We start from the raw sequence: 25,328 nt of genomic DNA, 5'->3' as shown, positions 1-25,328 counted from the left end.
ATATCGTTTAGTCGGGCCTGATGAGGTTACGGAAGCTCATCAGGCTCTATCAGAAAGACCCGCTTTCGCGCTGGCATGGCCTGCGCCATTCGACGCGGAAAAATCACATCAATCTGCTGCGGCAGATCGATCGAAAGTACGGCCGGACCAAGCTCAAGAAAATCAAGGGGCGGACGCTGCTGAAGTGGCACGCCGAATGGCTTGACGGAACGAAGTTCGCGGCCGCGCGCTCGTTCATTAAGAAGATCCGGGTGGTATTTGGCTTCGGTCTAACGATCCTTGAAAATAAGGAGTGCGCGCGGATCCGACAGGTGATGTCGGCGATGCGCTTTCAAGGTTCGCCCAAGCGTAACGAGCGCATTACTGTCGAGCAGGCCGTTGCTGTTCGCAGGCGCGCCTGGCGCGGCGGCTGGGGCTCGGTGGCGTTGGCGCAAGCCTTCCAATTCGACGTCATGCTGCGCCAGAAGGATGTGATAGGCGAATATCTGCCGGCGGAGCTCAAGGAAGGTGGCGCGGGTCTCATCATCGGCGAAGAAAAATGGGTGCGGGGTCTTCTGTGGTCCGAGATAGACGACAACCTGATCCTGCGGCATCAGACGTCCAAGACCGGCAAGCCCGTCGTCGTGGACCTGAAGCTGGCGCCGATGGTGCTGGAAGATCTCAGGCGGATGGGCGTCGTCTCCCGCCGCGGCCCGGTGCGCTTGATCGAGCGGCGCCAGGGCCCGGTGATCGTGAGTGAGGCGACCGGATTGCCGTACTATGCTTACGAATTCCGGCGCCTCTGGCGATCTAGCGCCCGCGCCGAGGGCATCCCGGACAATGTCTGCAACATGCATAGTCGCCACGGCGGCATCAGCGAGGGCTTCACTGCCGGCGCGAACCCCGATGATATTCGCGCCGCCGCGACCCACAGTGATCTCGCAACGACACAAGGTTACAACCGCGGCGAAGAGCTCGAGCGATCGTCAGCAGTGCTGCGCGCGCGGGCGAGGAAGCGCGGACGCTCCCTGGAAGCGCCACCGAGAAGGGTGCGCGGACCAGCGAGGCCCAGCGGCCGTCGGACGCCGGCGCGCCGCACTGCCCGTGCAGCATAGTTAGAGAGGACGCCATGCATATCGCCCGTATCGAAAATGCCACCCGCGTTCTCGGCAAATCCCAAGGTTATTTCGGCCTGCCGATACGCGATGAAGTGATCAATTGCAGCGTCAATGGCGAGCAGACGCCGGCGATGGTGACCGCGTGGCTGCCGACGCCGGAGGAGCTCGCGGCGCTCAACGCCGGCGCCGCCGTGCATGTACGCATTCTCGGCACCGAGCATCCGCCGATCATGCTGGGCGCAGGCCCCGTTCCAGGAGAAGACCGATGACCGCCCGAGCGATGACGGAATATAAATCCACTGCCTCCCGCCCGCAGCGCAAGGCCGTCAGCTTCGAGTTCAAGTTCGTCGACGAGCAGTCGGCGCCTGGTACGTTCGAAGGCTATGGCTCCGTCTTCAACAACGAGGACGACGGCGGCGACCTGATCCAGCCCGGCGCCTTCGCCGGCGTGATTCAGCGCCACCAGGCCAAGGGCACCATGCCGAAGATGCTGCTCAACCATGGCAGCATGGGCGGTGGGTTCTTCGGCGGCAACGACCCGATGGCGGATCTGCCGATCGGCTGCTGGAGCACGATGAGCGAGGACACCCACGGCCTGCAGTGCAAGGGCCGGCTGATCAATCTCGACACGGAGTCCGGCAAGCGCATTTATGGCGCCATGAGGGAGAAGGCCCTCGACGGTCTCTCGATCGGCTACTCCGTCGGCGACTATGTGCGCGGCACCAAGCCGAACGAGCCGCGCCGCACGATCAAGACGATCAAGAGCCTGCCCGAGGTATCGCTGGTGACGTTCCCGATGAACGAGCTGGCGCGCACCTCGACCGTCAAGGCGGGCTCCATCACTACCATCAGGGAATTCGAGGACTTCCTACGGGATGTAGGCGGTTTCTCGCATGCCGCGGCCAAGGCGATCGCCTGCCACGGCTTCAAGTCGTCGGAGTCTCGGGATGAGAACGGCGCGAACAGGTTGCTCGAAGGGCTGAAGGCGCTTCGGGCTATTTCGCAACCCACTTCATCCTAGAGAGGCTGACATGCCCGAACTGAGCGACGTGCTGGAAGATGCCCAGCGCGAGATCAAGGCCATTGGCGATAACGTCAAGAGCCTGAAGGAATCGACCGACAAGAGCCTTGCCGACGTGCGCAAGCTGGTCGAGGACGCCCCGAAGTCGCTGGCCAATTCCGACCAGTTCAAGAAGGACGTCGAGAACGTCATCGCCGGCGTTCTCGAGAAGAACGACGCGCTGACGAAGCAGGTCAAGACGCTGATGGATACGGCGCTCAAGCCCATCACCGAGCGCACTGACGACATCGAGAAGAAGTTCAACCGCAGCAAGCTTGGCGGCGGCTGGGGCGATACTGACGAGGGCACGAAGGCTGCGCAGGCGTTTGCTCGCAATGCCAAGGCATGCAAAGGCGAGCTCCGGGCGGATTTCGATCCGGACAAGGTCGACCTCGAGGAGGTCAAGTCCTATTGCAAGGCCTTCCCCGTCTATCTGCGCAAGGACGACAAGGGCCTGCAGGGCGCCGAAGTCAAGGCGATGAGCGTCGGCTCGGATCCGGATGGCGGCTACATGGTGACGCCGACGATCGGCCAGATCATCACCGGCGTGCAGTTCGAGACCTCGCCGATGCGCGCGATCGCCAACATCGAGACCATCTCCTCGGATGCAATCGAATATCCGCGCGATGACGATGAAGCTTCCTGCGGCTGGGTCGGTGAGCAGGAGACCCGTGCCGAAACCGGGACGCCCAAGGCTGGCTTGCAGCGTATCCCGGTCCACGAGCTCTACGCAAACCCGAAGGTCACCCAGAAGCTCCTGGAGGACAACGCCTGGGACGTCGAGCGCTGGCTCGGCAACAAGATCGGTGACAAGTTCGGCCGCACCGAGGCGAATGGCTTTGTCGTCGGCAACGGCATCAAGAAGCCGCGGGGCTTTACGACCTATGCCAGTGGCACTTACGCCGCCGGCGGCACCGGCAAGATCGAGCAGATTTCGGCCGGAACTGCCGCGCAGATCTCCTGGGACGACTTCATCAACGTCATGACGGCGCTGAAGGAGTTTTATCTCGGCGGCGCCATCTGGATGATGCAGCGCGCGACTGTCGGCAAGGCGATGCTGCTCAAGGATGGTGAGGGCCGCTATATCTGGCAGCAGAACCAGCAAGCCGGCAAGCCCTCGATCTTGCTCGGCCACGAAGTGCGCCAGGCGGCCGACATGGCCGCGGTCGGTGCATCGGCGGTGCCGGTCGCGTTCGGTAACTTCAAGATGGGCTACACGATCGTCGATCGCGTCGGCACCTCAACCTTGCGCGATCCCTATACTGCCAAGCCCTTCGTGCAGTTCTACACGCGCAAGCGCGTGGGCGGCGACGTCACCAACTTCGAGGCCATCAAGCTTCTCGCGACTTAAGCAGCAGCTTTCCCGCCAACGATCGCCCGGTCGCGCAAATCGGCGCGGCCGGCTCCCAGCAACCCATTCGGAGACCAATTCGCCATGCGCGATTTTCTTCACTCCGTTCTCGCCAAGCGGGCGATCTCCTCGACCCGCGTCAGCGACAACACCGCCCAGGTGTCGCAGATCATCGACATGCAGGGTTTTGAGGCCGCTCTCTTCGTCATCAACATCGGCACCGTGGCCGACGCCGACGTCACCTTCGCCGCATTGCTCGAGGAGGGCGATGCCGCCAACCTCTCGGACGCCGCGACCGTCGCCAACACCGACATGATCAGCATGTCGAGCGCAGCGCCACTCACTGCTGCCGGCTTCCAGTTCGACAGCGATAACCAGGTGCGTACCCTCGGCTATATCGGCGGCAAGCGGTACATCCGCCTGACCCTCACGCCGGCCAACAACACCGGTAACGCCGACATTGGCGCGACCTGCCTCCAGAGCCGCGCGGGTCTGCGTCCGACCGTGCAAGGCACGTCGTAAGAGGCTTTCGGCCTGTCCGGAAGGCGCCGGCCTTACCCGGCGCCTTCGCTTTCCCTTTCACATAACTGGAGGACGCGTCCATGACGACGCAATCGGCAAGTCAGAACGTATTGGTCGGTACCGAGCAGGGCGGCGCCCGCGGCTTCGTCAAAAGCGGCGGCGCCTTCGACATCGAGAGTGGCGGCGCATTGAAGATCGCCGGCACCGACGTTACGGCGCAGCTCGCCAAGGCGATGGCCGCGCCGAGCGCCGGCACCCGCTTTGTCGCAGGCCAGATGACGACTGCGACCGCGACGGATACGGTGGTCACCGGCCTCACCACTATCGTGGCCTGCGGCGCGACGCTGGACTCTGATCCCGGCGACGACCCGATGCTGGTCTCGGCCACCATCGGCGACCAGGCGGGCTCGCCGGCGGCTGGCTCGATCATCGTCAAGACCTGGAAGAACACCGGCGGCACCGACCCGACGCCGCTTGCCGCCACGACCTTCACCAAGAAGGTCAATTGGTGGGCGTTCGGCACGTAAGGGTCGGCCGCTGCCATGCGCTCCCTCGTCGAAATCCTCACTCCTGCGCCCTCGTTGGCCTTGACGACGCTCGCCCGCATTAAGGGCGAGCTCAACATCAAGACCAAGGATGACGATGAGGTGCTGCTCGCCAAGATCAACGAGGCGTCGAGCGACGTGCAGGCGGCACTCAGTTTCCGCGTCCCCAAGGAGGATGTGCGCGAGACGTTTTGGCACGACACGGTGAGCCTGCCCGCCGCTCCGGTCTCGCTCACGGGCTTTGGCGCGCCGCCAGAAACCACACTGTTTCTGTCACGAAAGAAGGTGAAGTCGATCGCGAGCGTCGTGGTCGATGATGAGACGCTGGACCCGTCAGAGTATCGGCTCGACGGCGATGCGGGCCTGCTCGATCGGCTTGATGCAAACGGCTATCCGTGCGTCTGGCACTTCTGCAAGTCCGTCATCATCACCATGACGGCCGGCTACGTGCTGCCGGGCCAGCCCGGACGCGATCTCGACTATGGCATTGAGGGTGCCGTCGTGGCGCTGGTGTCCTCCTACTGGGCGAGTCGCGGACGCGATCCGACGCTGCGTGGCGAGGAAATCCCCGGCGTGATCCGGCGCGATTATTGGGTGGGCGCCGTCGGCGATCCCGAGCTTCTGCCGCCGCGGGTGCTGGCATCGCTTTCGCAATATCGCCGGCCGATGGTGGCCGTAGCCTAAAAGGGTTGATTATGGACATGCTCGATGACGTGGAATTTGAGGTGGCAAAGCTCGAGCTCGGGCGCCGCGACGTGCTGGTGGTGAGAACGGAGCAGCGGCTGCCCTCGGTGGTCGCCAGCGAGCTCCGGGCCCAGCTCGAGCGCCGGCTCGATCTGCCCGGCCGCGTCCTGGTGGTCGACCCGGCTGTCGAGCTTGCGGTGGTCTCGCGCGGCGAGGCGAAGAAGCTTGCGGACAAGCGCGAGGAGACCTGATCATGGACAATGCCGGCGTCTATGACCTCGCTGTTCTGGATTCCAGCGCGTTCGTCCCGAGCGGGATCCTCAGCGCGATCGGGGATCTCGACGGCATGTCATCGGTCACCCTGGAGGCGAACCTCAAATATGGCTCCGGAGGAACCACGATCTCCGCGATCGTGATGACGACCTTCGATAACGGCCAGACCTGGCGCCATATCGCGCGATTCGATTTCGGGACAGCCTCGGCGACGAAGCTTGCGAATATTCAAGCCGCCGGCGCCAAAGCCGTCACCGCCTATGCCGACCTCGCCTCCGAAGGCGTCAATGATGGCTTTCTTGGCGATCAACTCGCGGTCAAGCTGATCTCGAGCGGCTCTTATAGCAACACCGTACTCACAATCCGCGCTAGCGTTCGGTAGCCCTTCGGTTATTCCGGCTCGCGCGACACTCATCCAAAGAAGGTTTTACGATGAAAGTTCAGGTTTTGACGGACGATGGGCGTGTTGTCCTCGATTTCGACGGCAAGTCAGCATCGGGGCTGGTCTCGTCCGATCTCAGGGGCGACATCGCGCTCGCGCTGGCCGATGCGAGGGCTCATCTGTCGCAGGATAAGGTCATCGAATCGATCAAGGCGGATATTTCGGCTGTGATCGGACGCATCGAGCACCAACTTGGCGCGCATCCGGCATTCACCTGGGCCCAGACCAAGCTCGGCACCGCCGCGGCGCATCTTGAGGCCTATGTAGCCGGCAACTGGGAGGAGCCGAAGCAGTCGCTCGTTCCGCCCGGCACTGCGTATGACGCGCGCGGCGTCCTGGTGCAAGTCGCGCCGGCCGCGGCCGCTCAGGGCTGAGACCTTCTTGGACCGGCTCACGTTCTGGGTCGCCTCGAACCACCTGATCTTGCGGCTTCAGATTCTGAACCGCCATCCTGAACTCCTGGAGAGAACAGCCATGGATAAGCGTCCTTTGAGCATTCCGCGGCCAGTTGAGCTCGCCGGCATGCGCTCACGTCTTCTCCGAGCGAAAGAGCAGGAGAAGGCTGTTGCCGCGACCGGCGCGGCATATGATGCGGTCATGGATGGCATCGATGAGGCACATACTGCCATCAAGAGCCATGTGGGCGATCTGCAGACGGTCGAGTATTCGCTGCGCTCCACGATCGAGGGGATGGTGGAGCGCTCAAATGGCGCCCCTACCGATGGCGCATCCGATGGCCGCCAATCGTCATCGGGAGAGGTCGGGCAACAGCAGGCCCCGCCGGTGCAGGCGGAGGCCTCGGCGCCGCCGGTCCGTCTCTCCGTCAACGGCGTGGCTGAGGGCGCCTGAGCATGTCCGGCCTTATCGATGCGCTCGACCAGGCGCTGCAGCTCGTCGGCGAGGACATCATTCTGCGCCGCACGGTCGGCGCGGCGCCGAACAGTGTCTCGATCGACGTTAAGTGCCGCGCCAAGGTGAATGCTGCAACGACCGAGCAGATCCAAGCGGGTATTTCGGCAACCGAGCTGAACGTCATCATCTCGCCGAGCGAAATCAATGGCGCGCAATGGCCGGGCGGGACCATTCCAGCGCAGCCGCCCTTCAACGTCGACCAGCGGATTCCGCGCGCCGGCGTCACCGACAAGATCCTGATGCGCGGCCAGCCGCCGAAAACGATCACCCATGTGGATCCGCAGATCGTTGGGGGCGAGCTCGTGCGTATCAACATGAGGGTGCAGGGCTGATGCTCTCCGGGTCCATCGAGCCGCTCGATCTCGACTTTCACGCTCTGATTGATGAGACGCTATCGCCGAAGGCCCAGAGCAAGGCCTTGGCGGATTTCGCGCGCGAGCAGCTCGTGGAGGCCGAAAACACCAATGCCAGGGCATTGGGCTTTGTGCCGGCGCATCACGTGGAGGTCGATGGTGCCGAGGGTGTCTCGGAGGACCGGGTAAGACCGGACGGCACGATCGTCTATATCTTCGATCTCCATGCGGATGCCTTGAGCTGGATCATTGGCGTGCTTCGTCAGTTCGCGCCCATCCTGTCTGGGCGGTTCAAGGATTCTTTCGAGTTGTTCGTTGATGGCGTACTTGCAGATATTGAGCAGGAGGAGATCCCGGAGGGTCGCCAGTTCGTGTTCATGTCCAGCACGCCTTATGCCGGCAAGATCGAAGGCGAACACCGGCGGCCGGAGTCTGCACAGGCGCCGGACGGCGTTTTCGAGGCAGTGGCCGCGCTCGCGCGCCTGCGGTTCCCCGAACTTGATATTGCGTTCTCCTACATTGTGCCGCTCGGGGGCCCCGGCTCGAGCCGCCCCGACACGCCGGCCATCACGATTTCCGCGCGGTCCTGATACATGGCAAGCAAGAACGTGAAGGATGCCTTTGCGGCGCGCCTGGCTGCGAACTGGACCGCGACAGTGATCATCCCGCCGGACCAGGTGGCCTCTGGGCCCGCTGATGGCTCGGCCTACGTGACGATCGAATACCCGGTCGCTAAGGAGGAGCAGATCACGATCGGGGCGCCGGGTAGCAACGTCTTTCGCGAAACCGGCGTGGCCCGACTGGTACTGAATTCGCCGAGCGGGCAGGGGACGGACCAGGCAACCACTTGGATGGATGATCTCCGCGCGATTTTTCGGAGCAAGCAGTTTTCCAGCGTCACGACTTTCGCGCCGTCGCCGGGAATTGAGAACAAGTCCAACTATCAGGCTGGGCGCTACGTGATCTCGTCCGCCATTCCCTACCAGTTCGATCTTTTCGCCTAAACCTCGACCGGCGCGGCCGGCAAGCCCCCAAGGGAGTCCGTAATGACTGACCTCCAATCGACTAACCGCGTCAAGATTTCGAAGGTGCGCGAAGCGACCTTCGGAGTCACGCCTGCCAATCCGGCATTCAAGGCAGTCCGGATGACGCAGTCCGGTCTCAACGCCAACCCGAAGACGACCACGACCAATGAGATCCGCGGCGATCGCCAGGTGACAGACCTTATCCTGATCGACCAGGACGCCGGCGGCGACGTCGGCGGCGAGCTTGCCTTCGGGGTGGCCGATGATGATCTCGAGGAGGCGCTGCAGGGCACCTGGTCGAATAATCCGTCTATCACTGTGGTCACACTCGACACCGAGATCAGCGATCTCTCCGCGACCACGGCGACGGTCTCCGCCGGCGGCGCCGCCTTCGTCGCAGGCATGTTGACGCTGCTCTCGGGCTTCCCGACCGCAGCGAATAACAAGCTTGCCGCGGTGTCCTCGAGCACGTCGACCACGATCGTCTATCCGGGGGCGACCTTCACCGCGGAGACGTCGCCGATTCCGGTGGGCGCCACCATCCGTAGCGTCGGCCTTCAGGGCGCCAGCGGCGATCTCGCCGCGGTCACCGCTGGCGGCAACGGCGTCACATCATCGGCGCTCGACTTCACCACCATTCCGCAACTGGCCGCCGGCAAGTGGATAAAGGTTGGCGACGGCGACAACGCCGGCTGCAGCTTCGCGACGGCGGCCGATAACGGCTTCTGCCGCATCTCGGCCGTCGCGGCTCACAAGATCACGTTCGACGTCGTGCCTGCAGGATGGGTGGCGGATACCGGGACAGGCAAGACCATCCGCCTGTTCATGGCCGATTTTCTCATCAATGGCTCGACCAAGCGGTCCAACACGTTCGAGCGGCAATATCTCGATCACTCACCGGTGACTTACGAATATCTCCGAGGTCAGACCGTGAATACGCTCGCGGTCGACGGCAAGCCCGGCGCCGTCGCAACCTATACGAAGAGCTATATGGGTAAGGATGCCTATCTGCCGAACCCGATGGCGCGGGTCTCTGGCGCGACTGATATCACAGCTCCGACCTATGGCGTACTGAACACGTCGAGCAACGTTGGGCGTATCGGTTTCAACGGTTCGGCGGTCACGGGACCGAACTTCATTCTCGGCGCCTCCTTCAACATCAACAACAACCTGCGGGCACAGAAGGCGATCGGCTTCATCGGCGCCGTCGGCATCGGCAATGGCGAGTTCACCGTAACCGGCAAGCTGAATACATATTTCGGCGATCCAACGGTCTATCAGCAGGTCCTCAACAACACCCTAGTTTCCTTCGATATGAGGGTTGGCCGGCTCGACGGCAATCGTGAAAGCCTGCTGTTCGACTTTCCGTCGATCAAGCTGTCGAGCGGCGCGCCGACCACTCCGGCCAAGAATCAGGACGTTACGATTGATGCCGGCTTCCAAGCCATCATGCATGCAACGCTCGGCTATACCGTATCGGTCAGTCGCTTCTGGTATCTGCCGACCTCGTAAATCAACGATCTGTCTTTTCAACATCTTCAACAGGAGCATTTATGAAGCTGTCCGATGTCAAGGTCGATTCCAAGCTGATCGAAAGTAAGGAAGGCGATTGGGTGGACGATATTCCCGATCTCCCGGGAATTCGCATCAAGGCGCGCGCGACCAACAATGCAGACTACCGCCTCCTCGAGGCAAAACTGGTCCGCGAGATCCCGCGCGCACGGCGCATCGAAGGTATTTCTCCCGCGGACCAGGACCGCATCGCTGGGACTCTGCTCCTGGAAACCGTCGTGGTCGACGTCGAGGGTTTCACCGAAGACGACGGCGAGACGCCGCTGAAGTACAGCAAGGATCTGGGCAAGACGCTATTGCTCGATCCTGACTACCGTGTCTTCCAGGCCGGTGCCGCCCATGCTGGGGCAGTCGTCGCGCAACGACGCAAGGCCGATCAGGAGCTGGAAGTAAAAAACTCACAGACGCCCTGATCTGGCATCTCGATTGGGGCAAGAAATTCGACACCATCGTCAAGGCTGCGACAGAGGCCAAAGTTCCTTTGGACTCGCTGCCTTGCGTGGCGAGCCGCATCGATCCATTTGAGCATCTCTTGTTCGAATGGGAAGCGTTCGATGACCTATCTACTGATCGCCCCGTCGCATTCGACCGCGGCGCCATCCCCTGGGGCTCGATCGATCGCTACGCCCAGCGTTACGCGATCGACGGCGACGACTTCGACCGCTTCAGCCGGCTGATCCGCGCGATGGACACCACCTATCTCGCCTATTTCCGAGAGAAGAATCAAAATGCCCAGCCTTGAGACCATTCGCACCGTCCGGGTGAAGGGCGAGACCGACGGCGTTGACGCCGCGACCGCGGCGCTCAATCGCCTTACGGCCTCAATCCAGGCGGCGAATGACAACCTTGCCAAGGCGAATGCCTCGGCAAAGGCCAACAGCGACGGCTGGCAGATCACGGGCGAGGGCGCGATCTCGGCCGCGAACCACCTGCGCCAGGCGGCGGAGGCGGCCTACGTGTTCTCGCCAGCCTTCCGCGAAGTAGTCAATGGCCTCGCCGCGCCAGCACTGAAGGGCGCCGCGGGCGCGCTAGAGATGGTTGCCGAAGGCATTGTGGCCGCGACCAATGTGGCTGGCACTGGCGTTGTTCGCCTCGGCAGCGCGATCGAGACCACCTTCCCGGCACTGGCGCTGCTCGGCACGAATCTGAAGGCAGCCGGCGCCTGGATGGAGGCCTTCAGCCCAAGCCTGGCCGGCGTGGCGACCACGATTCTGTCGAAACTTCTGCCGGCCCTGAGTCTCCTCGGCAAGGGTCTATTGATCGTTGATGCGATCAGGCTAGCGACCGAGGCGTGGCGCCTCGGCGGCGAGGCGCTCGCCAACTATGTCTCGATTGCTGAGAAGGCGCGCGACGCCAATGTCTCGACCGACTTTTTTCAGCGGATTAGCAAGGCCGCTGAAGATGCCAAGCGGCCGGTTGATGATCTCACGAATGCATTTAAGGCGCTGAACGCCGCCGCTGCTCCGACTCTAGGAGGCACCGCTGCGCAGAACCGGCTTGATGAGCTCGTGAAGGCCGGCAACTTCTCCGGCAACGCTGGCGTCGGCGAGCTGAAGAATGCCAACTCGAACGAGGAGCGGCTCCGGGCGCTCGCCGATCTCTATGACCAGGCCCTCGAAAGAGGCCAGCGCCTGGCCGCACTCGATATTGCGAAGGCGTTCGGCGGCGATCAGCTCGCGGCTAACCTCGCGAAGGATTCTAGCTATCTCGACAAGATGATCGAGGCGGCCGACGAGATCTCAGGCAAGGAACTGATCTCGGCGGGCGACATTCAGCGCGCGACAGATCTGCAGAACCGGCTCGACGCCGCTGAGAAGATCCTCTCGCAGCGCTGGCACCCGATCCAGGATCTATTGACGCAGCTCGGCATCAAGATGCGCGAAGTCTGGGTCGATATCGTCGAGGCGATCGCGAAAGCAGTCGACGCAGTCTTCCGGCTCGGCCAGCGCATTGTCGAGGCGCTCGCACCGGTCTTTAGCTTGTTGCAGACTGCGGGGCAGCTGATCGGAAAAGCCGCGCCGTATCTTGCGCTGGCACCTGGGGGCGTCGGCGTCCCGTTGGCGGCCGGAGCCTTCACGATCGGCAAGATTTCCGAGTCGAGTAATATCAATCAGGATGAAGCGCGGCGCGAGGCGCTGCTTGCGGATGCGCGTAGACGGCTTGCCGAGGGCATGAACCGTAAATTCGACACTTCCAAGCCACCTCCGGTCGCCGAAGAGGCGGGCGCTTACGATCGAGCGGTCGAGTCGATCAACAAATATATTGAAGTCACCAAGGCCTCGGCTGCCACAGTCGGTTTGTCGGTTGCCGAGCAGGAGAAGGCGAAGGTCGTCGCGCAGCTTACCGCTGCGGCGATGAAGGACGGCACGCCGATTACGGCAGCCATGCGCGATGAGATGCAGAAGCTCGGCGAAAAGGCCGCCGCTGCCGCTCAGGCGCTCGAGAAGGCCAAGATCGCTGCTGATATCAAGTTCAACCGCGATACGGCACTGTTGAGCTCCGAAGACGTCCAGATCGCGCAGCAACTTAAGGGCCTGTATCCGGATGTCGCGACCGCACTTGGTAGCGTCGAGGCGAACGGGATCCGGACCAACAATGCCTTCAAGGCGATGGCGTCCGCGATCGAGGGAAATCTGACAACTGGGCTTTCCGATATCGTCGACGGCACCAAGTCCGTCAGCCAGGGCTTCGCCGACATGTCGAAGTCCATCATTCGCGCGATCGAGGAGATGATCATCAAGCTCACGATCGTCACACCCTTGATGCGAGCGCTGCAGCAGGTGGCTGGCGGGATCAACCTGCTCGGGGGCAGCGGCGGCGCCAGCGCCGGCACGGGTCTGAGCCTCACGACCACGGGCGGACTCTATCATTCCGGCGGCATCGTCGGTTCGGAACCGACCGCCATGCGCTACATCCATCCTGCCTATTTCGATGACGCGCCTCGGTTTCACACGGGGGGCATCGCCGGCGACGAGGTGCCGATCATCGCGAAGAAAGGCGAGGGCGTCTTCACACCAGGGCAGATGGCGGCGCTCGGTGGTGGCGCGCGGCCGAGCATCAACGTCACTGTCATCAATCAGACCGGCGTGCAGGCCGACGTGCAGACGACGACCGCCGCGAACGGCGACGTGACCGTGACCCTGAAGAAACTGATGGACGGAGCTGTCGGGGAATCGCTTGCCAGCGGTGCAGGCATGCGTGTCTTGGCCCAGCAGTACGGCGTCAAGCCGTTCATGGGGACGTGATCCATGACGCTACCAGCGTGGCCCGTGACGCCGTTTCATCCGGTCCCGGATAATTTCCAACCGCTGCAACGGATGCTCGATCCGATCTCGACCGACATGGAGGGCGGCAACACCCGCCAACGGCCGCGGCCGGGTGATAACGTCGGCATCATCGGCCAGACGATTTGGATGAGCATGGCTGACCACGATACCTTAGTGAACTGGGTCAAGACCACGCTCAACAACGGCACGGCTCGATTCACGATGAACGTCTGGCTGGGTTCCTCCTACGTCAACAAGGTCTGCCAGTTCATCAAGCCGGGAACGAATCTGAAATATTCGTATCTGTCGGCAACTGAGGTCGCGGTCACGATGACGCTGCGAGTATACGACGTCTGATGCCTACTCACAGCGAAGCCCTGCTCGAGGCCTATGCCTCCTGTCCGCCGAGTGCGCGGGTCTATCATACCGTGGAGATATGGCAGTCGTCGTTCGTGCAGCCGGCGCGCGTCGTTGCCAACGTCGGCGACGACATGAATTTCGGCATCGAGGTCGGCGCGCCCCGTGACGGCGGGTCGACTGTGACTTTCACAGCCTGCCCCTTCACGGCCGGCTATCCCGAGCAGCGCGAAGGCCAACCGCCATCGACCAAGATCAAGATCGACAATGTCAATCGCGAGCTCGTGCCTCAGATCCGCGCCGCGCAGGCGGTCCGCGAGTACATCCAGGTGCTCTATCGAGAATACTCGAACAGCGACCTGACCGAGCCGGCCTACGGCCCGGTCGAGTTCGAGCTCCGCAATGTACAGATGGTTGGCGCATCTCTCACCGGCACGGTGATGGTGAAGAACCTGCAGAACAAGCGCTTCCCGCGCATCACGAAGAACTACGACTATAACCAGTTCCCGAGCCTGCTACCGACATGATGAACATACTGCGAAAAATCGAAGATTGGGTATTTGAATCATTCTGGCGTTACATGGTGATTATCGTGATCTTCACCCTTGCGATCGTTGGATCGATGTTTCTTATGGCATGCATCGTCGGAGATTCGGTGGGTGACGCCAAGAGGGATTGGTGCAGGGATCATGGTCTCGCCATCGCTGGAGTGAGCAGCGGTAGCGGGAAGTTCAAAGTCAACGAGGTTGTCTGCGTTGACGATCAGCGCCGTTTGGTCCTTCCCGAATGACGCGCGCGGAATTTCTAGCCCCCCTGATTGGCGAACCCTGGGCCTGGCAGTCACGCAATTGCTGGGATTTCGTCTGCCATGTGCAGCGCGAACTGTTCGGCCGCGAGTTGCCGCGCATAGGGGTGCCGGGTGGCTTCTCCAAGCGCTGGGTGCTGGATGAATTCGCTGGTCACCCGGAACGGGCGCGCTGGCGCGAGGTCCCGGACGGTCCTGGCGGCCTCGTGGTGGCCGCCGATGGCGCGCTGGTCTTGATGGCGCACCTGCGCTTTCCCGCGCATATCGGCGTCTGGTTGCAGCCGGAGGCGCGGGTCATCCACTGCGATGAAAAGAGTGGCGTCGCTTGCGAGGCGCCGTTCGCGCTGCGCCAGATGGGCTGGAAGAAGCTGACGTTCTATGAGCCACAAATTCCCGGCTAACTGCTTTATCGTGGCGCTCATCTGCGGGGCCGGTCGAATGAGAAGAACGCGCAATCGGCGCGGTCGCTGGCACTTCTATTGGCTCGACAGCGCCGGCCGCGCGTTTGAGTTTTACGGACGAGGCGCGAGCGCGCGCTCTTACCTGGGCAACGCGATTTATCTCGGCGAAATCCGCCGAGTTCCCACTCTTGACGAGCTGTACCCTCAATGCATAGCACCTTGAAACAGCTTCCTGCGCGCAAGCCTGGACAGCGACCTCGCGGCCGCCGTGAGCGCCGCGGCGAGGCTGCGCGCCGCCCGGTACTGCATGTCGTCATGCCGGGCCTCGAGGTCGCGCGCGCCGAGCCCAGACCGCGCGAGACGGTGACAGCCTTCCTGCGCCGCACCGGCTGGGCCTGGCGCGACCGCAAATATGGGTGGCAGTTCAGGAAGGGGTTGCCGACCATCCTCGAGATCAACGGCGAGGCCGTGCTGCGCAAGGGGTGGGCGCGGCGCAAGATCGCAGCCAATGACAACGTCCGTTTCGTGTCGTATCCGCTGGGTGGTGGCGGGGGCAACAGTACGAAGCAGATCATCGGTCTGGTCGCCCTGGTCGCTGTCTCGGCATTTGCGCTGTGGGCGGGCCCGGCGCTCGCCGGCGCGATCGGTCTGACTGGCAGTGCAGCGACCATCGCCGGCGGCTTGGCGACGGCGGCGATCGGCATCGGCGGCTCGCTCCTGATCAATGCATTGGTCGCGCCGAAGCAGGGCGCCACCAACGCCCCGAGCTCCACGCAGGACCAGATCTATTCCGTCCTGGCCGCCGGTAACACGGCCAAGCTCGGCCAGCCGCTGCCGGTCTGGTACGGTCGGCTGAAGGACTACCCGGATTTTGCCGCTACGCCCTGGGCGGAGTTCGTCGGCAACGACCAATATCTCAACGTGCTGCTGTCGGCCTCGATGGGCAGCATGGAATATGAGAAGCTTTATGTCGACGATACCGTCCTGTGGGACTCGAGCACGGGGATCCAGAGCGGCTTCGAGACGGCACAGGTCGCGTTCTATGAGCCCGGCGCCGCGGTCACGCTGTTTCCGGTCAACGTCGACGCCTCGATCGAGGTAACTGGCCAGCAGTTACCAGATGGCTCGGGGACGTTGGGCGGCCAATACGTCGGGGCCAGCGGGGCATTTCCAGGGGCTTGGCTCGGACCGTTCGCAGCCAATCCGCCGGGTACACAGGCGCAGGCGCTTGCGATCGATTTTGTGCTGCCTGCGGGCTGCTTCACCGTCGACACATCGAATAACAATATCGGTTCGGCGAACGTCGGCATCACCGCTGAATACGCGCCATGCGATGATGCTGGTGCTCAGACCGGTCCCTTCGCGACGCTGTTCTCCGTCACGAAGAGCTATAGCTCGCAGGCGCCGATCCGCGACTCCATCAAGGTCGATGTCAGTGCGGGCCGATACCTCGTGCGCTACCGCCGCAATGATGCGGCGCTATCCGGCACGCAGGGCTCCAATTCGGTCATCTGGGCCGGTCTACGCTCGTTCCTGAAGGGCAACAATTCCTTTCCGGACGTCTCGACGGTCGCCATTCGGATCAAGGCCTCCCAGTCGACGCAGGGCTCCTACAAATTCGGCGTGCTGGCCACCCGCAAGCTGCCGGTCTGGAACGGTTCGGCCTTCGTGACGCAGGCCACCCGGAGCAATGCATGGGCGTTCCTCGATGCAGCGACGAATGGGCAATATGGTTCGGGGCTGTCAATTGCCAAGGCGGATTTCAATGCCGTGGTGGCGCATGCTGCCGGCTGCGCGACACGCGGCGACACGTTCGACTATCGCTTCACCACCGCTGTCCCGGTGCCGGAGGCGTTCGACAAGATCCTGACCCCCTCACGTGCACGGCACTTCTGGCTCGGTGACGTCGTCTCGATCGTGCGCGACGAATGGCGTGACGTTCCAACCATGATGCTGACGGATCGCGAGATCGTTCGCGATTCGACGCAGGTCTCCTGGACCATGCTAGGAGAGGATGATCCGGACGCCGTCCTCGTCGAGTACTTGGACGAAAACACATGGCGGCCGGCATCGGTGCAGTATCCGCCGGACAGCGATATATTCACCGCCGCCAACCCGGAGGTGAAGCGAGTCGACGGCATCGTCAACCGCGACCTGGCCTATCGCGAGTGCGCGTTCTACTACCTGCAATCCATCTACCGGCGCGAGAATGTCCAGATCGGCGTCGAGTATGAGGGCCGGGCGATTACTTTCGGCTCCGCGGTTCGCGTGCAGTCCGAGCTGCCGCAGGCTTATGGTTATGGTGGTGCCGTTGTCGACGCCTCTGGCACCACGCTGACGCTCGACCCGGCGCCGACCTGGGATACCGGGCCGTTCTATATCCGGCTACGGCAACCGAACGGAACCTTCTTTGGTCCAGTGCAGGTGACACGTGGCGCTAGCGACGCACTGGCGGTGCTCAATTCCACCTCGCTCGCGACCGCCGAGACGGCACAATCGACCACCTTGTCCGCGGTTCTGGCGCGCGAGGATGGCGGCGAAGATCCGTCATTCGAATTCGGCACTGGCACGACGGAATCGAAACTATGCGTGGTATTGGGCGGTGCGCCAAACGGCGAGACCTTCACCCTCAGCCTTGTCGTCGACGATGAGCGCGTTCATGCGACCGATCTCGGCGATCCGCCGGTGCTACCAACGCCTCAATATCCGTCTGATGCCAAGGTGCCGCTGATTATCGGGTTGACTGCCCTGTTTGCGCAAGGGATCGCGGAGCCCAAGCTCTCTGCGAGTTGGTTTCCTGCGCCGGGCGCCGAATATTATGTCGCAGACGCCTCATATGACGGAGGTCAATCCTGGGCACAAGTCTATGAGGGGCAGGATAATAAGTTCGATGTCGTCGTGACGCTCGCCGCGCTCAAAGTACGCGTGCAGGCTATCACTGTGGGCCGGCTGCGCGGTCCGTACGCGACAGCCGATGTTGATGCGCCGACGATCATAATCGCGCCGGGAACTGTCGCTCTGAACTCGGTAATAGCCGGCGTCAGGGACCAGATCACGAAGATCCAAAGCCAATTTAATGACGAACTAGAACGCATCCGTCAGGACATGGCGACGGTTATCAAGAGCGTTGCCTCGCGCACCTGGCTCGACAAAAAGGAAATCCGCTCCCAGCTCTCGTCACGATCCGATGCTGCTTTTGCCGAGATATCAAGCGTGCAGAGCGTGCTCACTGCGGCAGATGCCGCAATGGCTTCAGATATCGAGACTCTTGATGCCGAGGTCGCTGGAAATACTGCCGATATCACGCTGAACGCGACAGCGATCGCAACGCTCGACAGCAGTTTCTCCAGCTACCAGACCACGGTCAACGCTCATCTCGGATCGCTCGATTCCTCTGTGTCGACCAATTCGAGCGCCATTGCCACACTGGATGGCTATGTTGCGGCATCCTATAGCGTGGCACTCGATGTTAATGGCTATGCGACCGGCTTTGAGTTGATCAATGGTGGCGCAGGCGTATCAGCCTTCACGGTGACGGTCGATAAGTTTCAGATCGCCGCGCCAGGCGTGACCGGCGGCACGCCGGTGCCGATCTTTACCGTTGGCAGCGTCGGCGGTTCGGCAAAGGTGGCGTTGCGCGGCGACATGATCATCGACGGATCGATCACCAGCCTTGGCACGGTGACAACTGGCACACTGAGAGGTCTGAGCGGAAAGGTCGTGTTCGATCTCAACGCCGGAACGTTGATCATCTCACAATGACCAATCGCGTTTATATCGGCCCTGATCGCGTCACGGTGTCCAAGCCCGGTTATGACGCGGTCAGCCCGCCGGCGATCGACTATCGCTATCTTGCGCTTGACTCGCGTCTTCTGACGGGTAGGCCCCTTGAGGTCGGAGTTATCCCAAACTACGCCTTCGGCAACACCGTGACCTTCAGCGGCGGACCCTATGCGCAGCCGCCCGCGATCGACATCATGGCCTATACGTTCGTCAACGATGCTTCCGGCCCGCGCATCATCTACAACATGAGCATTGGCATGCGCGACTCCAACGGCTCCATCACGATCCAGCGCACCTCGTTCTTCATCAAGCCGACGACGTCGGGTTTCAGCATTGCGGATGATTCCTTTGTCACGCGGTCCAGCATGTTCAGCTCGACCTATCCGGGCCTCTACTATATCGCCTGGCAGGTGCGCTGATGGTCCGGAGATTTGTTGCGGGGCTCCACCCGAACTTTGGATCCTACGGTGTCTGGCTTTCGAAGCCGGGCGTTGATGCTGTGACCGCCAGCAATAGCGGGGCCAACTTCCTGCTCAAGCCTGATCTGAAGAATGAGCAGGTCATCTTGTCTGGCACTGTCGTTTGCACAAATGTCAATCCGACCCAGGCGGTCCCTTTTCCCGCGACATTTGATAAGCGCCCCTATGTCTGGATGCGTCCCTATGCGCCGCAATACCCGCACGATCTCGGTCTGGTCGGCACGACTGCCGGCATAGAGGTAGTTTGCAGAGCGACGATTTTCTCCGACAGGATGTTGTTCCTATTCAGCATCGACGCCTCCAGCTTCGCGATTCCAGTCGACTACATGGTCTTCAACAGGAGCGTGGGAAGCTAATTGGTTCAGCGCGTTCTTATCCAGGGCGGCATCAACAGCGCCATGCGGGTCTCCAAGCCCGGCATCGATGTCACGACCGCCGGCATTGACGACACGATCTTCGATTCGCGCTGGTCGGGCCTTGTGCCCTATCGAAGCAACGTTGTCGTTTCCGTGACCGGTTCGGGGACGGCTACTGCATCCTACTCTTTCGGCGAGACGCTGCCCGATACCCCCTTGTTCATGGGCTATTTCCGACAAACGGCGGCCGGCGTCGAAACGGGCCCTTTCATGACGACCAAGATGTATCGCGGCGGCGGCGCGGATCTCTGGTTCTACTGCAACGTCGGCATGACCGGGGTCTCCTTTAGTTGCGCCGGCGGCAACGCCAACTTCTACTTCTCACTCTTTCGAAAGCCAGCTGGATAGTCATGCTTATCGCCTATGACGACAACGGTCAGATTACCCAGGTCACGATGGATGCAGACTGTGGCCTCGGTACGCTATCCGATCGCTATAAGGGGATGGGCATCAAGCACATCCTTCATGAGGGGCCGAGCGATCAGCTCGTGATCTTCACCTCCTATGTCAAGGAGGGAAAGCTGGAGATCAGGCCGAGCATCGAGATCAGCGGCGACATTCGTCCGATCAAGGCAGACGGCATCGATACCCTTACTCTTGAAATTCAGCCGGCGAGCTTCCGCGTGATGATCTTTCTGGGCGACAGCCTGGTCCACGACGAGCAGGTGACCGACGATAAGATCGAGTTCGCGACCGATCATGCCGGCTCCTATCGGGTCGTCATCATTCCCGAGTTTCCCTACCAGCATCTCGAGATCATCATCGAGGCCACGGCATGAAGCTGAGGATCAATCCGATGGCGCAGCTCGTGAAGAGGGCGGAGCGGCGCATCAATGTCGCCTTCATGGTGACACCCCAGGACCTTGCGCATGACCGCAAGCGGACTTTGGCGCAGGCCGTAATTAACGGCGCGCCGCCCTCTGCCGAATTTGCCAAAGCGGCGTCGATCGAGGGTCTGACCTCGATCGAGCTCGCCAAACTGATCGTTTCCAAGCCGGACGTCTTGATGGAGCGAGAGAATTCGCGGCGAGCGATCATCGTCACCTTGAGGGCATGCAGGACGGCTTCTGACGTCCAGGCGGTTCTGGACCAGAACAACATTATGAGCCAGGCGACGGATTTCGCGCAGGAGCTATTGTGAGATGACCGCACTTTCGAGCTATTCGACCGGGACGGTCTCGGTCGCTTCCGACGGCACGACGGTCACCGGCTCAGGTCCATTGTGGTTGACCACCGGGAATGTAAAGCCGGGCGATATCTTTCAGAGCGGACATTTTTGCGCATTCATCACTGATGTAACTGACGACACGCATCTCATCATCACCCCATGGCCGGGTTCGACGTTGAGCGGCTCCGCCTACAACATTTATAAGGTGTCGCAACAACGCATCGTCGGTGAGACCAGCGCTAAAGACGTCGATAAGCTCGTTGGCGTTCTCAATGGCACGGGTACAATCTATGCGGTTGACGGCGATTTACCCGATCCATCGATCGGCGATGACGGTCAGTACGCCCTGAAGACCAACACCGGTCAATGGAAGCTATGGTTAAAAACAGGTGGCGTATGGGTGATTCAGGGTACGCCGGTGGGCACAACTTATCGAGGGGTATGGAGCAGTGCTGTCAGCTACGCATCTGGCGATACCGTAACGCGGCTTGGTGCGGGTTACATCACCAATGCACCGAACACCAATACTCCGCCCGAGTCCAACCCATCCGTGTGGCAACTGCTCGCCGCCCCGGGCGCAAACGGAGCAACATGGTATTCCGGCGGCGGGGTGCCATCGAGCGGTCTCGGCACCAACGGCGATTTCTATCTACGCACCGATACCAATGACGTCTACGTCAAGTCCGCTGGCTCATGGTCGGTAATAGCGAATATCAGAGGCGCAACCGGCCCGGTTCCGGTGATCGCAGGTACCAGTAATTCGCTTGTTTCGGTTGGCGCGGGTGCAAAGAGTTTTACGACACAAGCGAACATTGCCTGGTCACTCGGCCAGCGCCTCCGCGCAGTGAATGCGGGCGGAGACAGGGTGCTGACCGGTCTAGTCACCTCCTACAACGCTTCGACAGGTGGCCTTACGTTAAACGTCGACCTATTCCAAGGCGTCGGCTCCGACAATGTCTGGATTATCACAATTGCCGGCGAGCAAGGTCAGCAAGGTGGGACAGGCTCATCGGGCCCGACTGGCGCAACGGGGTCGCAGGGGCCCATCGGACCGGCCGGCCCGGCGAGCACGGTAGCGGGACCGCAGGGACCGCAAGGCCTTGGGCTCGATCCGGACGCGACCGGCAGCTTCGCCGATCGATCGACCTATGACGGTCAGGGCAAGGGCTTCAAATTCTTGCAGACCGACATCTCGCCATTTCGCCTCTGGGTGAAGGCCTCTAACACGTCGGCCGATTGGGCCGGCCCGACCTACATCGCGGGCAGCGCGGCAGTCGGTGATTGGGGTCTCATCACGCAAAGCGTGGTTGATCAATTCGATTACGGGAGCATCGCAGCATGACAACGGCAACTCAGGTTCAACATCGACGCGGCACAACCGCCCAACACGCGGCATTCACCGGCGCGGTCGGCGAGGTCACAGTGGATACCGACACCAATAGCCTCATCGTTCATGATGGCTCGACAGCTGGCGGTCGCCGCCAGGCTAGCGAGGCATATGTGCAGGCGCAGGTCGCCTCGATCCAGGCCGGTGCCCCGGCGCTGCTCTACATCCAGCTCAACACCTTCTATCCGTAAGGAGCCGAACCGATGTCCTATTCATCTTCCCCCATCATGGTCGCCACGCCGAAGACGTGGCAGGCCGCGCTGTCTGCCGCCAACACCAACCGCGACGGCACCGGCACCATCGTCGATGTCGTTACGGCTGGCACGAATGGCACGAGGCTGGACAAGCTGCGCGCGGCGGCAACGGGCTCCACGACCGCAGGCGTGCTGCGCTTCTATCTCTATGACGGCACCAACACCTATCTGATCAAGGAAATGCTCGTTGCCGCGATCACGCCCGGCACCGGCACCGAAGTGTGGTCCGATGAGTGGGACCTCGACGGCTATGTACTGCCAAACACCTGGAAGCTGCGCGCCTCGACGCACAACGCCGAGGCATTCAAGGTCTTCGTCAAGGGCGGCGATCTCTAACGAATAGGTATCTTCATGGACACGCGTTCTTCCCATCCGGTGGTAGCTCCAGCGCCGGCGATCGGTCATGGCGGCATCATTCCGTCCGGCCGCAACCTGCCTGTCAATCGCATGCACGCGAGCTACACGGTGAGCGGAAGTCAGGCGATCGCAAAGCTCACGTCACTCCCGCGCGGAACCATTATCTGGCTGTCGTTTCTCGGCGCGGCCATCCTCTCGAATTCGTCGAAGCTGCTTTGCCCGAATAGCATTGACATTCGGCTGTCTGCAGGAGACACGGCCGTCGTGCGCTCCAAGGGCAACGGCATCTGGCAGGTGGTTTCTTATATGCCCGCCAATCCCGGCGGTGAGGTGATCTTTGCCGCGCAGTATGGCGTCGTCGGCGACGGATCGACGAACAACGACTCTGCGCTTGCAGCGATATCGACTGCGATCGGCAGCGGCGGGAAGACGGTCATCTTCCCACCCGGCGTGTTCTGCTTCACGACATGGGATCTTTCCAGCAAGACCAGCGTCCGGATCGTCGGGGCCGGTGGCATCGATCTGACTTACAGCGGCTCGTTTGGCACGGTGTTGAAGTGTACTGCGGGAGCTGGTGGTGGCCGCGCTATCGATATGCGCAACCATCGCGGCGTCTGGTTATCTGACCTACAGATCGTCTATTCGAGCGCTACATTTGATGGATATATCGTCGATGCATCGTCGTCATTCTCGACCGGAAACGGCAGTGGGTTTGTCAGATTTCAGGTCTATCAGGTCTCGTCAACCAGCCATACGGCGCGTGCTGCGTTCTATGTAAAGAACAACGTCGATATGGTCTTTGACAGTGTGCACCTGTCGCACTGCCAATATGGCTGGATTGGTCTCGAGTCGAGCGACGTAGGCACCGGTGCTGAGACCAATGTCATCCGATGCTATAGCTGCACAACTATTGCCTTGGCTCAAGCGGCCGCTATCAACATAACTACGGGGTGGAGTTTCTATCACTGCAATTTCGAGACATCAGACAGCAACAAGCCGTGCGGAATTACCGTCACGGACGTGACAACTGTCATTACGCAGAATTTGACGCTCGTTGGGTGCGTTTGCGCAGATACAAGTGTAAACGGCACGTGGATATCTCTGGGGGATGTTTTCGGACTAACCATTCATGGTGGAGCATTCGGAAGCCTGAACACGACCGGGACAGCACTCCAAATCGGACATAGCTTTGTTTCTGGCGTCAGCATTGAGGGTGTGTTGTTTTCCGCACTCGGTATTGGCATTCAGTTTAACTCGTCCGCTGTTGGCGTGAGTGTGAATGGAAACAGCTTTGTCAACGTAACCACTCCCATCATTGGGATAAGCAATTGCGACTCCGGCAGTACGTTCGCAGCCAATAATCCAGCTATTCCTTTTGCGACAGCCCATTACGGGACGCAGACCAACGATTCGGCGGCGGCCGGCTACGTCGGCGAGTATTTGTCATCGAGCGTGGCGTCCGGCGCGGCGGTCGCCCTCACAACGAACGTGGCGGCCAATGTCACGAGCATTGTATTGACGCCAGGCGATTGGGACGTGAGCGGGAGCGTCTCTTGGGCGTTTGCCGGTTCTCCGACCGTCACTTTGCTTGCAGGGTCGATCGGTACGGCATCTGGTACGCTTGGAAATGGGCCCGGCGGTCGCACCGATTGCCCATTGCCATCCAGCACGCAATTCAATTGTGGAGCAGCTATCGCCCGTCAGAGGATCAGCGTGAACACGAATACGACTGTGTATTTGGTTGGGTTCACGCTGTTCTCTGGAGGAACTTCAGTGAAGGCTTTTGGCTTCATTGACGCAAGGCGCGTGAGATAGTCGTCCGCTTATAGTATGCTGGTATCTCTTGCTTGCGGGCGATCAGGAGCGCTTGGTTGCCCTCCGGCTCCCAGTGGATCACAGAAAAATCGTTTTGCGTTACAATTCTATGCAGAACATCGCCAAAGAAGTGATGCGAGTGCCAAGGATAATCGATCATGGAGCCGGTGTGATCGAGTTCTTCGATGAATGTCTTCATGACTAGAACACCGCCCGGCTTCAGTATCGAGTTTGCTTTGGCGATATCCTCATTCGGGTGGTAAGTGTGTTCGATGTAATCGAGAGCGGCGACGCAATCATATAGTTTGCTGGGGTGATGGCTCAAAAAATCACCTGTCACCATGCCTGGTAAGTTGAGCTTCTCGTTTGCGATCTTGACGGCTTCCTCGTTAATCTCGCAGCCATCACAAACTTCGACGTGGAAATCGTCTCTGGCCACCTCCAAAAATCTTCCGATGGAGCCGCCTATCTCAAAGATCGACTTCAACTCGGGGCGATGATGCCTAACCTTCTGAATTATCCCTCTGTAGTAACTCTTGACGTATTCGATTTGGCGCTCTGGGTGCTCTGGCTCGCCCCACATGACACCCTTCTCATACATTGAGGTGGCCTCTTTCCTGAGGCCAGCGGTGTTCCCAGGATTCCATATTTTATCAATGAGCGCCTGCCAGGTTGGGCGAGGGGAGTAAAACCTCAGTCGACAGAATTCGCACTCAACGAAGTTTTTGCCACGGACCACGCGCGCGCGTGTTTCTCCGCACAAATTGCAGGCTGGAGTTTCGTGTGGGGAATTTTCAAACATCGGATTCCAAATCTTTCAATATTGTTGCTGACGGCAGAAACAGGGTCTTACTAACCACAACCTAACCGATCAAGTGCAACGTTCGGCCGCGCGGCTCCCCTAGCATCGCTCGGCGATGCACTGATGGGACCAAAAAGCACCATGCGGCCAGCTACTTAGCTAGCTGCGGCATCAGCGCCGGACAGCCGGCGGACATTTACAT

General features: G+C 61.0%; 33 protein-coding genes. 32 read left to right on the top strand and 1 reads right to left on the bottom strand.

All coding sequences use genetic code 11. From position 1 onward, the window contains the following. Positions 1–20 precede the first annotated feature (20 nt). From SO140_RS09120 to SO140_RS08965, 32 genes are all read left to right on the top strand, one after another. Entirely contained in the window at positions 21–1,094 is a 1,074-nt protein-coding gene (locus SO140_RS09120; protein ID WP_498542465.1) for a site-specific integrase, read from the top strand. A 14-nt stretch (positions 1,095–1,108) separates the two neighbouring features. Further along, complete coding sequence (locus SO140_RS09115; RefSeq protein ID WP_498542464.1) at positions 1,109–1,366, top strand: hypothetical protein; 258 nt, start codon at positions 1,109–1,111, stop codon at positions 1,364–1,366. Then, complete coding sequence (locus SO140_RS09110) at positions 1,363–2,118, top strand: HK97 family phage prohead protease (RefSeq protein ID WP_498542463.1); 756 nt, start codon at positions 1,363–1,365, stop codon at positions 2,116–2,118. The genes SO140_RS09115 and SO140_RS09110 overlap by 4 nt, the downstream gene beginning before the upstream one ends. A 10-nt stretch (positions 2,119–2,128) precedes the next feature. After that, the gene (locus tag SO140_RS09105) at positions 2,129–3,508 is read left to right on the top strand and encodes a phage major capsid protein (RefSeq protein WP_498542462.1); all 1,380 of its coding nucleotides are present in this window, start codon (positions 2,129–2,131) and stop codon (positions 3,506–3,508) included. 84 nt (positions 3,509–3,592) lie between these two features. Then, entirely contained in the window at positions 3,593–4,030 is a 438-nt protein-coding gene (locus SO140_RS09100) for a hypothetical protein (protein WP_498542461.1), read from the top strand. A gap of 80 nt (positions 4,031–4,110) precedes the next feature. Further along, positions 4,111–4,557: a hypothetical protein gene (locus SO140_RS09095; RefSeq protein ID WP_498542460.1), complete on the top strand. Its 447-nt coding sequence runs from the start codon at positions 4,111–4,113 to the stop codon at positions 4,555–4,557. A gap of 15 nt (positions 4,558–4,572) precedes the next feature. Next, on the top strand, positions 4,573–5,259 hold the full coding sequence (locus SO140_RS09090) for a phage head-tail connector protein (protein WP_498542459.1): 687 nt from the start codon (positions 4,573–4,575) through the stop codon (positions 5,257–5,259). A 17-nt stretch (positions 5,260–5,276) separates the two neighbouring features. Further along, positions 5,277–5,510 (top strand): hypothetical protein, encoded by a 234-nt coding sequence (locus tag SO140_RS09085; RefSeq protein WP_498542458.1) that lies wholly within the window; start codon positions 5,277–5,279, stop codon positions 5,508–5,510. A 2-nt stretch (positions 5,511–5,512) separates the two neighbouring features. Then, positions 5,513–5,914, top strand: a complete 402-nt coding sequence (locus tag SO140_RS09080; RefSeq protein WP_498542457.1) for a hypothetical protein — start codon at positions 5,513–5,515, stop codon at positions 5,912–5,914. 50 nt (positions 5,915–5,964) lie between these two features. Beyond that, positions 5,965–6,348: a hypothetical protein gene (locus tag SO140_RS09075; protein ID WP_498542456.1), complete on the top strand. Its 384-nt coding sequence runs from the start codon at positions 5,965–5,967 to the stop codon at positions 6,346–6,348. A gap of 7 nt (positions 6,349–6,355) precedes the next feature. Continuing rightward, the gene (locus tag SO140_RS09070) at positions 6,356–6,823 is read left to right on the top strand and encodes a hypothetical protein (RefSeq protein ID WP_498542455.1); all 468 of its coding nucleotides are present in this window, start codon (positions 6,356–6,358) and stop codon (positions 6,821–6,823) included. A gap of 2 nt (positions 6,824–6,825) precedes the next feature. Then, positions 6,826–7,218 (top strand): hypothetical protein, encoded by a 393-nt coding sequence (locus SO140_RS09065; protein ID WP_498542454.1) that lies wholly within the window; start codon positions 6,826–6,828, stop codon positions 7,216–7,218. Then, positions 7,218–7,829, top strand: a complete 612-nt coding sequence (locus SO140_RS09060; RefSeq protein WP_498542453.1) for a hypothetical protein — start codon at positions 7,218–7,220, stop codon at positions 7,827–7,829. Before SO140_RS09065 ends, SO140_RS09060 begins: the two co-directional genes overlap by 1 nt. A gap of 3 nt (positions 7,830–7,832) precedes the next feature. Then, positions 7,833–8,243 (top strand): phage tail terminator-like protein, encoded by a 411-nt coding sequence (locus tag SO140_RS09055; RefSeq protein WP_498542452.1) that lies wholly within the window; start codon positions 7,833–7,835, stop codon positions 8,241–8,243. Between the two features lie 42 nt (positions 8,244–8,285). After that, positions 8,286–9,776, top strand: a complete 1,491-nt coding sequence (locus SO140_RS09050; protein WP_498542451.1) for a phage tail tube protein — start codon at positions 8,286–8,288, stop codon at positions 9,774–9,776. A 41-nt stretch (positions 9,777–9,817) separates the two neighbouring features. After that, complete coding sequence (locus SO140_RS09045; RefSeq protein ID WP_498542450.1) at positions 9,818–10,249, top strand: phage-derived protein YdaY family protein; 432 nt, start codon at positions 9,818–9,820, stop codon at positions 10,247–10,249. Positions 10,250–10,335: 86 nt separating this feature from the next. Next, on the top strand, positions 10,336–10,578 hold the full coding sequence (locus tag SO140_RS09040) for a phage tail assembly chaperone (protein ID WP_498542449.1): 243 nt from the start codon (positions 10,336–10,338) through the stop codon (positions 10,576–10,578). Next, a complete protein-coding gene (locus SO140_RS09035) occupies positions 10,565–13,081 on the top strand; it encodes a hypothetical protein (protein WP_498542448.1) in 2,517 nt (838 codons plus the stop codon). Before SO140_RS09040 ends, SO140_RS09035 begins: the two co-directional genes overlap by 14 nt. 24 nt (positions 13,082–13,105) lie before the next feature. Beyond that, entirely contained in the window at positions 13,106–13,459 is a 354-nt protein-coding gene (locus SO140_RS09030; RefSeq protein WP_498542447.1) for a hypothetical protein, read from the top strand. Beyond that, positions 13,459–13,986: a DUF1833 family protein gene (locus SO140_RS09025; RefSeq protein ID WP_498542446.1), complete on the top strand. Its 528-nt coding sequence runs from the start codon at positions 13,459–13,461 to the stop codon at positions 13,984–13,986. The genes SO140_RS09030 and SO140_RS09025 overlap by 1 nt, the downstream gene beginning before the upstream one ends. Further along, positions 13,983–14,249, top strand: a complete 267-nt coding sequence (locus SO140_RS09020) for a hypothetical protein (RefSeq protein WP_498542445.1) — start codon at positions 13,983–13,985, stop codon at positions 14,247–14,249. The genes SO140_RS09025 and SO140_RS09020 overlap by 4 nt, the downstream gene beginning before the upstream one ends. Then, positions 14,246–14,665 carry a hypothetical protein gene (locus SO140_RS09015; RefSeq protein WP_498542444.1) on the top strand — a complete coding sequence of 140 codons (420 nt, stop codon included), beginning with the start codon at positions 14,246–14,248 and terminating at the stop codon, positions 14,663–14,665. Before SO140_RS09020 ends, SO140_RS09015 begins: the two co-directional genes overlap by 4 nt. A gap of 219 nt (positions 14,666–14,884) precedes the next feature. Continuing rightward, positions 14,885–18,427, top strand: a complete 3,543-nt coding sequence (locus SO140_RS09010; protein ID WP_498542443.1) for a host specificity factor TipJ family phage tail protein — start codon at positions 14,885–14,887, stop codon at positions 18,425–18,427. Next, a complete protein-coding gene (locus tag SO140_RS09005; protein WP_498542442.1) occupies positions 18,424–18,867 on the top strand; it encodes a hypothetical protein in 444 nt (147 codons plus the stop codon). The genes SO140_RS09010 and SO140_RS09005 overlap by 4 nt, the downstream gene beginning before the upstream one ends. Beyond that, positions 18,867–19,283 (top strand): hypothetical protein, encoded by a 417-nt coding sequence (locus SO140_RS09000; RefSeq protein ID WP_498542441.1) that lies wholly within the window; start codon positions 18,867–18,869, stop codon positions 19,281–19,283. Before SO140_RS09005 ends, SO140_RS09000 begins: the two co-directional genes overlap by 1 nt. Beyond that, positions 19,284–19,691 (top strand): hypothetical protein, encoded by a 408-nt coding sequence (locus SO140_RS08995; protein ID WP_498542440.1) that lies wholly within the window; start codon positions 19,284–19,286, stop codon positions 19,689–19,691. A gap of 2 nt (positions 19,692–19,693) precedes the next feature. Beyond that, positions 19,694–20,122, top strand: a complete 429-nt coding sequence (locus SO140_RS08990; protein ID WP_498542439.1) for a hypothetical protein — start codon at positions 19,694–19,696, stop codon at positions 20,120–20,122. Then, positions 20,119–20,484 (top strand): hypothetical protein, encoded by a 366-nt coding sequence (locus SO140_RS08985; protein ID WP_498542438.1) that lies wholly within the window; start codon positions 20,119–20,121, stop codon positions 20,482–20,484. Before SO140_RS08990 ends, SO140_RS08985 begins: the two co-directional genes overlap by 4 nt. Before the next feature lies 1 nt (position 20,485). Further along, entirely contained in the window at positions 20,486–21,853 is a 1,368-nt protein-coding gene (locus SO140_RS08980) for a hypothetical protein (RefSeq protein ID WP_498542437.1), read from the top strand. After that, positions 21,850–22,089 carry a hyaluronate lyase N-terminal domain-containing protein gene (locus SO140_RS08975; protein ID WP_498542436.1) on the top strand — a complete coding sequence of 80 codons (240 nt, stop codon included), beginning with the start codon at positions 21,850–21,852 and terminating at the stop codon, positions 22,087–22,089. Before SO140_RS08980 ends, SO140_RS08975 begins: the two co-directional genes overlap by 4 nt. A 12-nt stretch (positions 22,090–22,101) precedes the next feature. Then, positions 22,102–22,488 carry a hypothetical protein gene (locus SO140_RS08970; protein WP_498542435.1) on the top strand — a complete coding sequence of 129 codons (387 nt, stop codon included), beginning with the start codon at positions 22,102–22,104 and terminating at the stop codon, positions 22,486–22,488. A 15-nt stretch (positions 22,489–22,503) separates the two neighbouring features. Beyond that, on the top strand, positions 22,504–24,324 hold the full coding sequence (locus SO140_RS08965) for a hypothetical protein (protein WP_498542434.1): 1,821 nt from the start codon (positions 22,504–22,506) through the stop codon (positions 24,322–24,324). Here the strand turns inward: SO140_RS08965 and SO140_RS08960 are convergent. After that, the gene (locus tag SO140_RS08960; protein WP_498542433.1) at positions 24,299–24,925 is read right to left on the bottom strand and encodes a class I SAM-dependent methyltransferase; all 627 of its coding nucleotides are present in this window, start codon (positions 24,923–24,925) and stop codon (positions 24,299–24,301) included. The genes SO140_RS08965 and SO140_RS08960 overlap by 26 nt on opposite strands. Positions 24,926–25,328: the final 403 nt, after the last annotated feature.

Source organism: Bradyrhizobium sp. UFLA05-108, from assembly GCF_059803455.1.
Note: the sequence above shows the minus strand (reverse complement) of the source record. Positions and strands in the feature narration are given on the sequence as shown.

Bases quoted from the DNA above. Each gene is read 5' to 3' on its own strand.
- SO140_RS09065 (WP_498542454.1), top strand. From the start codon at position 6,826: ATGTCCGGCCTTATCGATGCGCTCGACCAGGCGCTGCAGCTCGTCGGC.
- SO140_RS09110 (WP_498542463.1), top strand. From the start codon at position 1,363: ATGACCGCCCGAGCGATGACGGAATATAAATCCACTGCCTCCCGCCCG.
- SO140_RS09045 (WP_498542450.1), top strand. From the start codon at position 9,818: ATGAAGCTGTCCGATGTCAAGGTCGATTCCAAGCTGATCGAAAGTAAG.
- SO140_RS09060 (WP_498542453.1), top strand. From the start codon at position 7,218: ATGCTCTCCGGGTCCATCGAGCCGCTCGATCTCGACTTTCACGCTCTG.
- SO140_RS08960 (WP_498542433.1), bottom strand. From the start codon at position 24,925: ATGTATGAGAAGGGTGTCATGTGGGGCGAGCCAGAGCACCCAGAGCGC.
- SO140_RS09075 (WP_498542456.1), top strand. From the start codon at position 5,965: ATGAAAGTTCAGGTTTTGACGGACGATGGGCGTGTTGTCCTCGATTTC.
- SO140_RS08975 (WP_498542436.1), top strand. From the start codon at position 21,850: ATGACAACGGCAACTCAGGTTCAACATCGACGCGGCACAACCGCCCAA.
- SO140_RS08965 (WP_498542434.1), top strand. From the start codon at position 22,504: ATGGACACGCGTTCTTCCCATCCGGTGGTAGCTCCAGCGCCGGCGATC.
- SO140_RS08970 (WP_498542435.1), top strand. From the start codon at position 22,102: ATGTCCTATTCATCTTCCCCCATCATGGTCGCCACGCCGAAGACGTGG.
- SO140_RS09050 (WP_498542451.1), top strand. From the start codon at position 8,286: ATGACTGACCTCCAATCGACTAACCGCGTCAAGATTTCGAAGGTGCGC.
- SO140_RS09080 (WP_498542457.1), top strand. From the start codon at position 5,513: ATGGACAATGCCGGCGTCTATGACCTCGCTGTTCTGGATTCCAGCGCG.
- SO140_RS09025 (WP_498542446.1), top strand. From the start codon at position 13,459: ATGCCTACTCACAGCGAAGCCCTGCTCGAGGCCTATGCCTCCTGTCCG.
- SO140_RS09090 (WP_498542459.1), top strand. From the start codon at position 4,573: ATGCGCTCCCTCGTCGAAATCCTCACTCCTGCGCCCTCGTTGGCCTTG.
- SO140_RS09095 (WP_498542460.1), top strand. From the start codon at position 4,111: ATGACGACGCAATCGGCAAGTCAGAACGTATTGGTCGGTACCGAGCAG.
- SO140_RS09020 (WP_498542445.1), top strand. From the start codon at position 13,983: ATGATGAACATACTGCGAAAAATCGAAGATTGGGTATTTGAATCATTC.
- SO140_RS09085 (WP_498542458.1), top strand. From the start codon at position 5,277: ATGCTCGATGACGTGGAATTTGAGGTGGCAAAGCTCGAGCTCGGGCGC.
- SO140_RS08990 (WP_498542439.1), top strand. From the start codon at position 19,694: ATGCTTATCGCCTATGACGACAACGGTCAGATTACCCAGGTCACGATG.
- SO140_RS09115 (WP_498542464.1), top strand. From the start codon at position 1,109: ATGCATATCGCCCGTATCGAAAATGCCACCCGCGTTCTCGGCAAATCC.
- SO140_RS08980 (WP_498542437.1), top strand. From the start codon at position 20,486: ATGACCGCACTTTCGAGCTATTCGACCGGGACGGTCTCGGTCGCTTCC.
- SO140_RS09055 (WP_498542452.1), top strand. From the start codon at position 7,833: ATGGCAAGCAAGAACGTGAAGGATGCCTTTGCGGCGCGCCTGGCTGCG.
- SO140_RS09100 (WP_498542461.1), top strand. From the start codon at position 3,593: ATGCGCGATTTTCTTCACTCCGTTCTCGCCAAGCGGGCGATCTCCTCG.
- SO140_RS09105 (WP_498542462.1), top strand. From the start codon at position 2,129: ATGCCCGAACTGAGCGACGTGCTGGAAGATGCCCAGCGCGAGATCAAG.
- SO140_RS09015 (WP_498542444.1), top strand. From the start codon at position 14,246: ATGACGCGCGCGGAATTTCTAGCCCCCCTGATTGGCGAACCCTGGGCC.
- SO140_RS09035 (WP_498542448.1), top strand. From the start codon at position 10,565: ATGCCCAGCCTTGAGACCATTCGCACCGTCCGGGTGAAGGGCGAGACC.
- SO140_RS08985 (WP_498542438.1), top strand. From the start codon at position 20,119: ATGAAGCTGAGGATCAATCCGATGGCGCAGCTCGTGAAGAGGGCGGAG.
- SO140_RS09120 (WP_498542465.1), top strand. From the start codon at position 21: ATGAGGTTACGGAAGCTCATCAGGCTCTATCAGAAAGACCCGCTTTCG.
- SO140_RS09000 (WP_498542441.1), top strand. From the start codon at position 18,867: ATGGTCCGGAGATTTGTTGCGGGGCTCCACCCGAACTTTGGATCCTAC.
- SO140_RS09005 (WP_498542442.1), top strand. From the start codon at position 18,424: ATGACCAATCGCGTTTATATCGGCCCTGATCGCGTCACGGTGTCCAAG.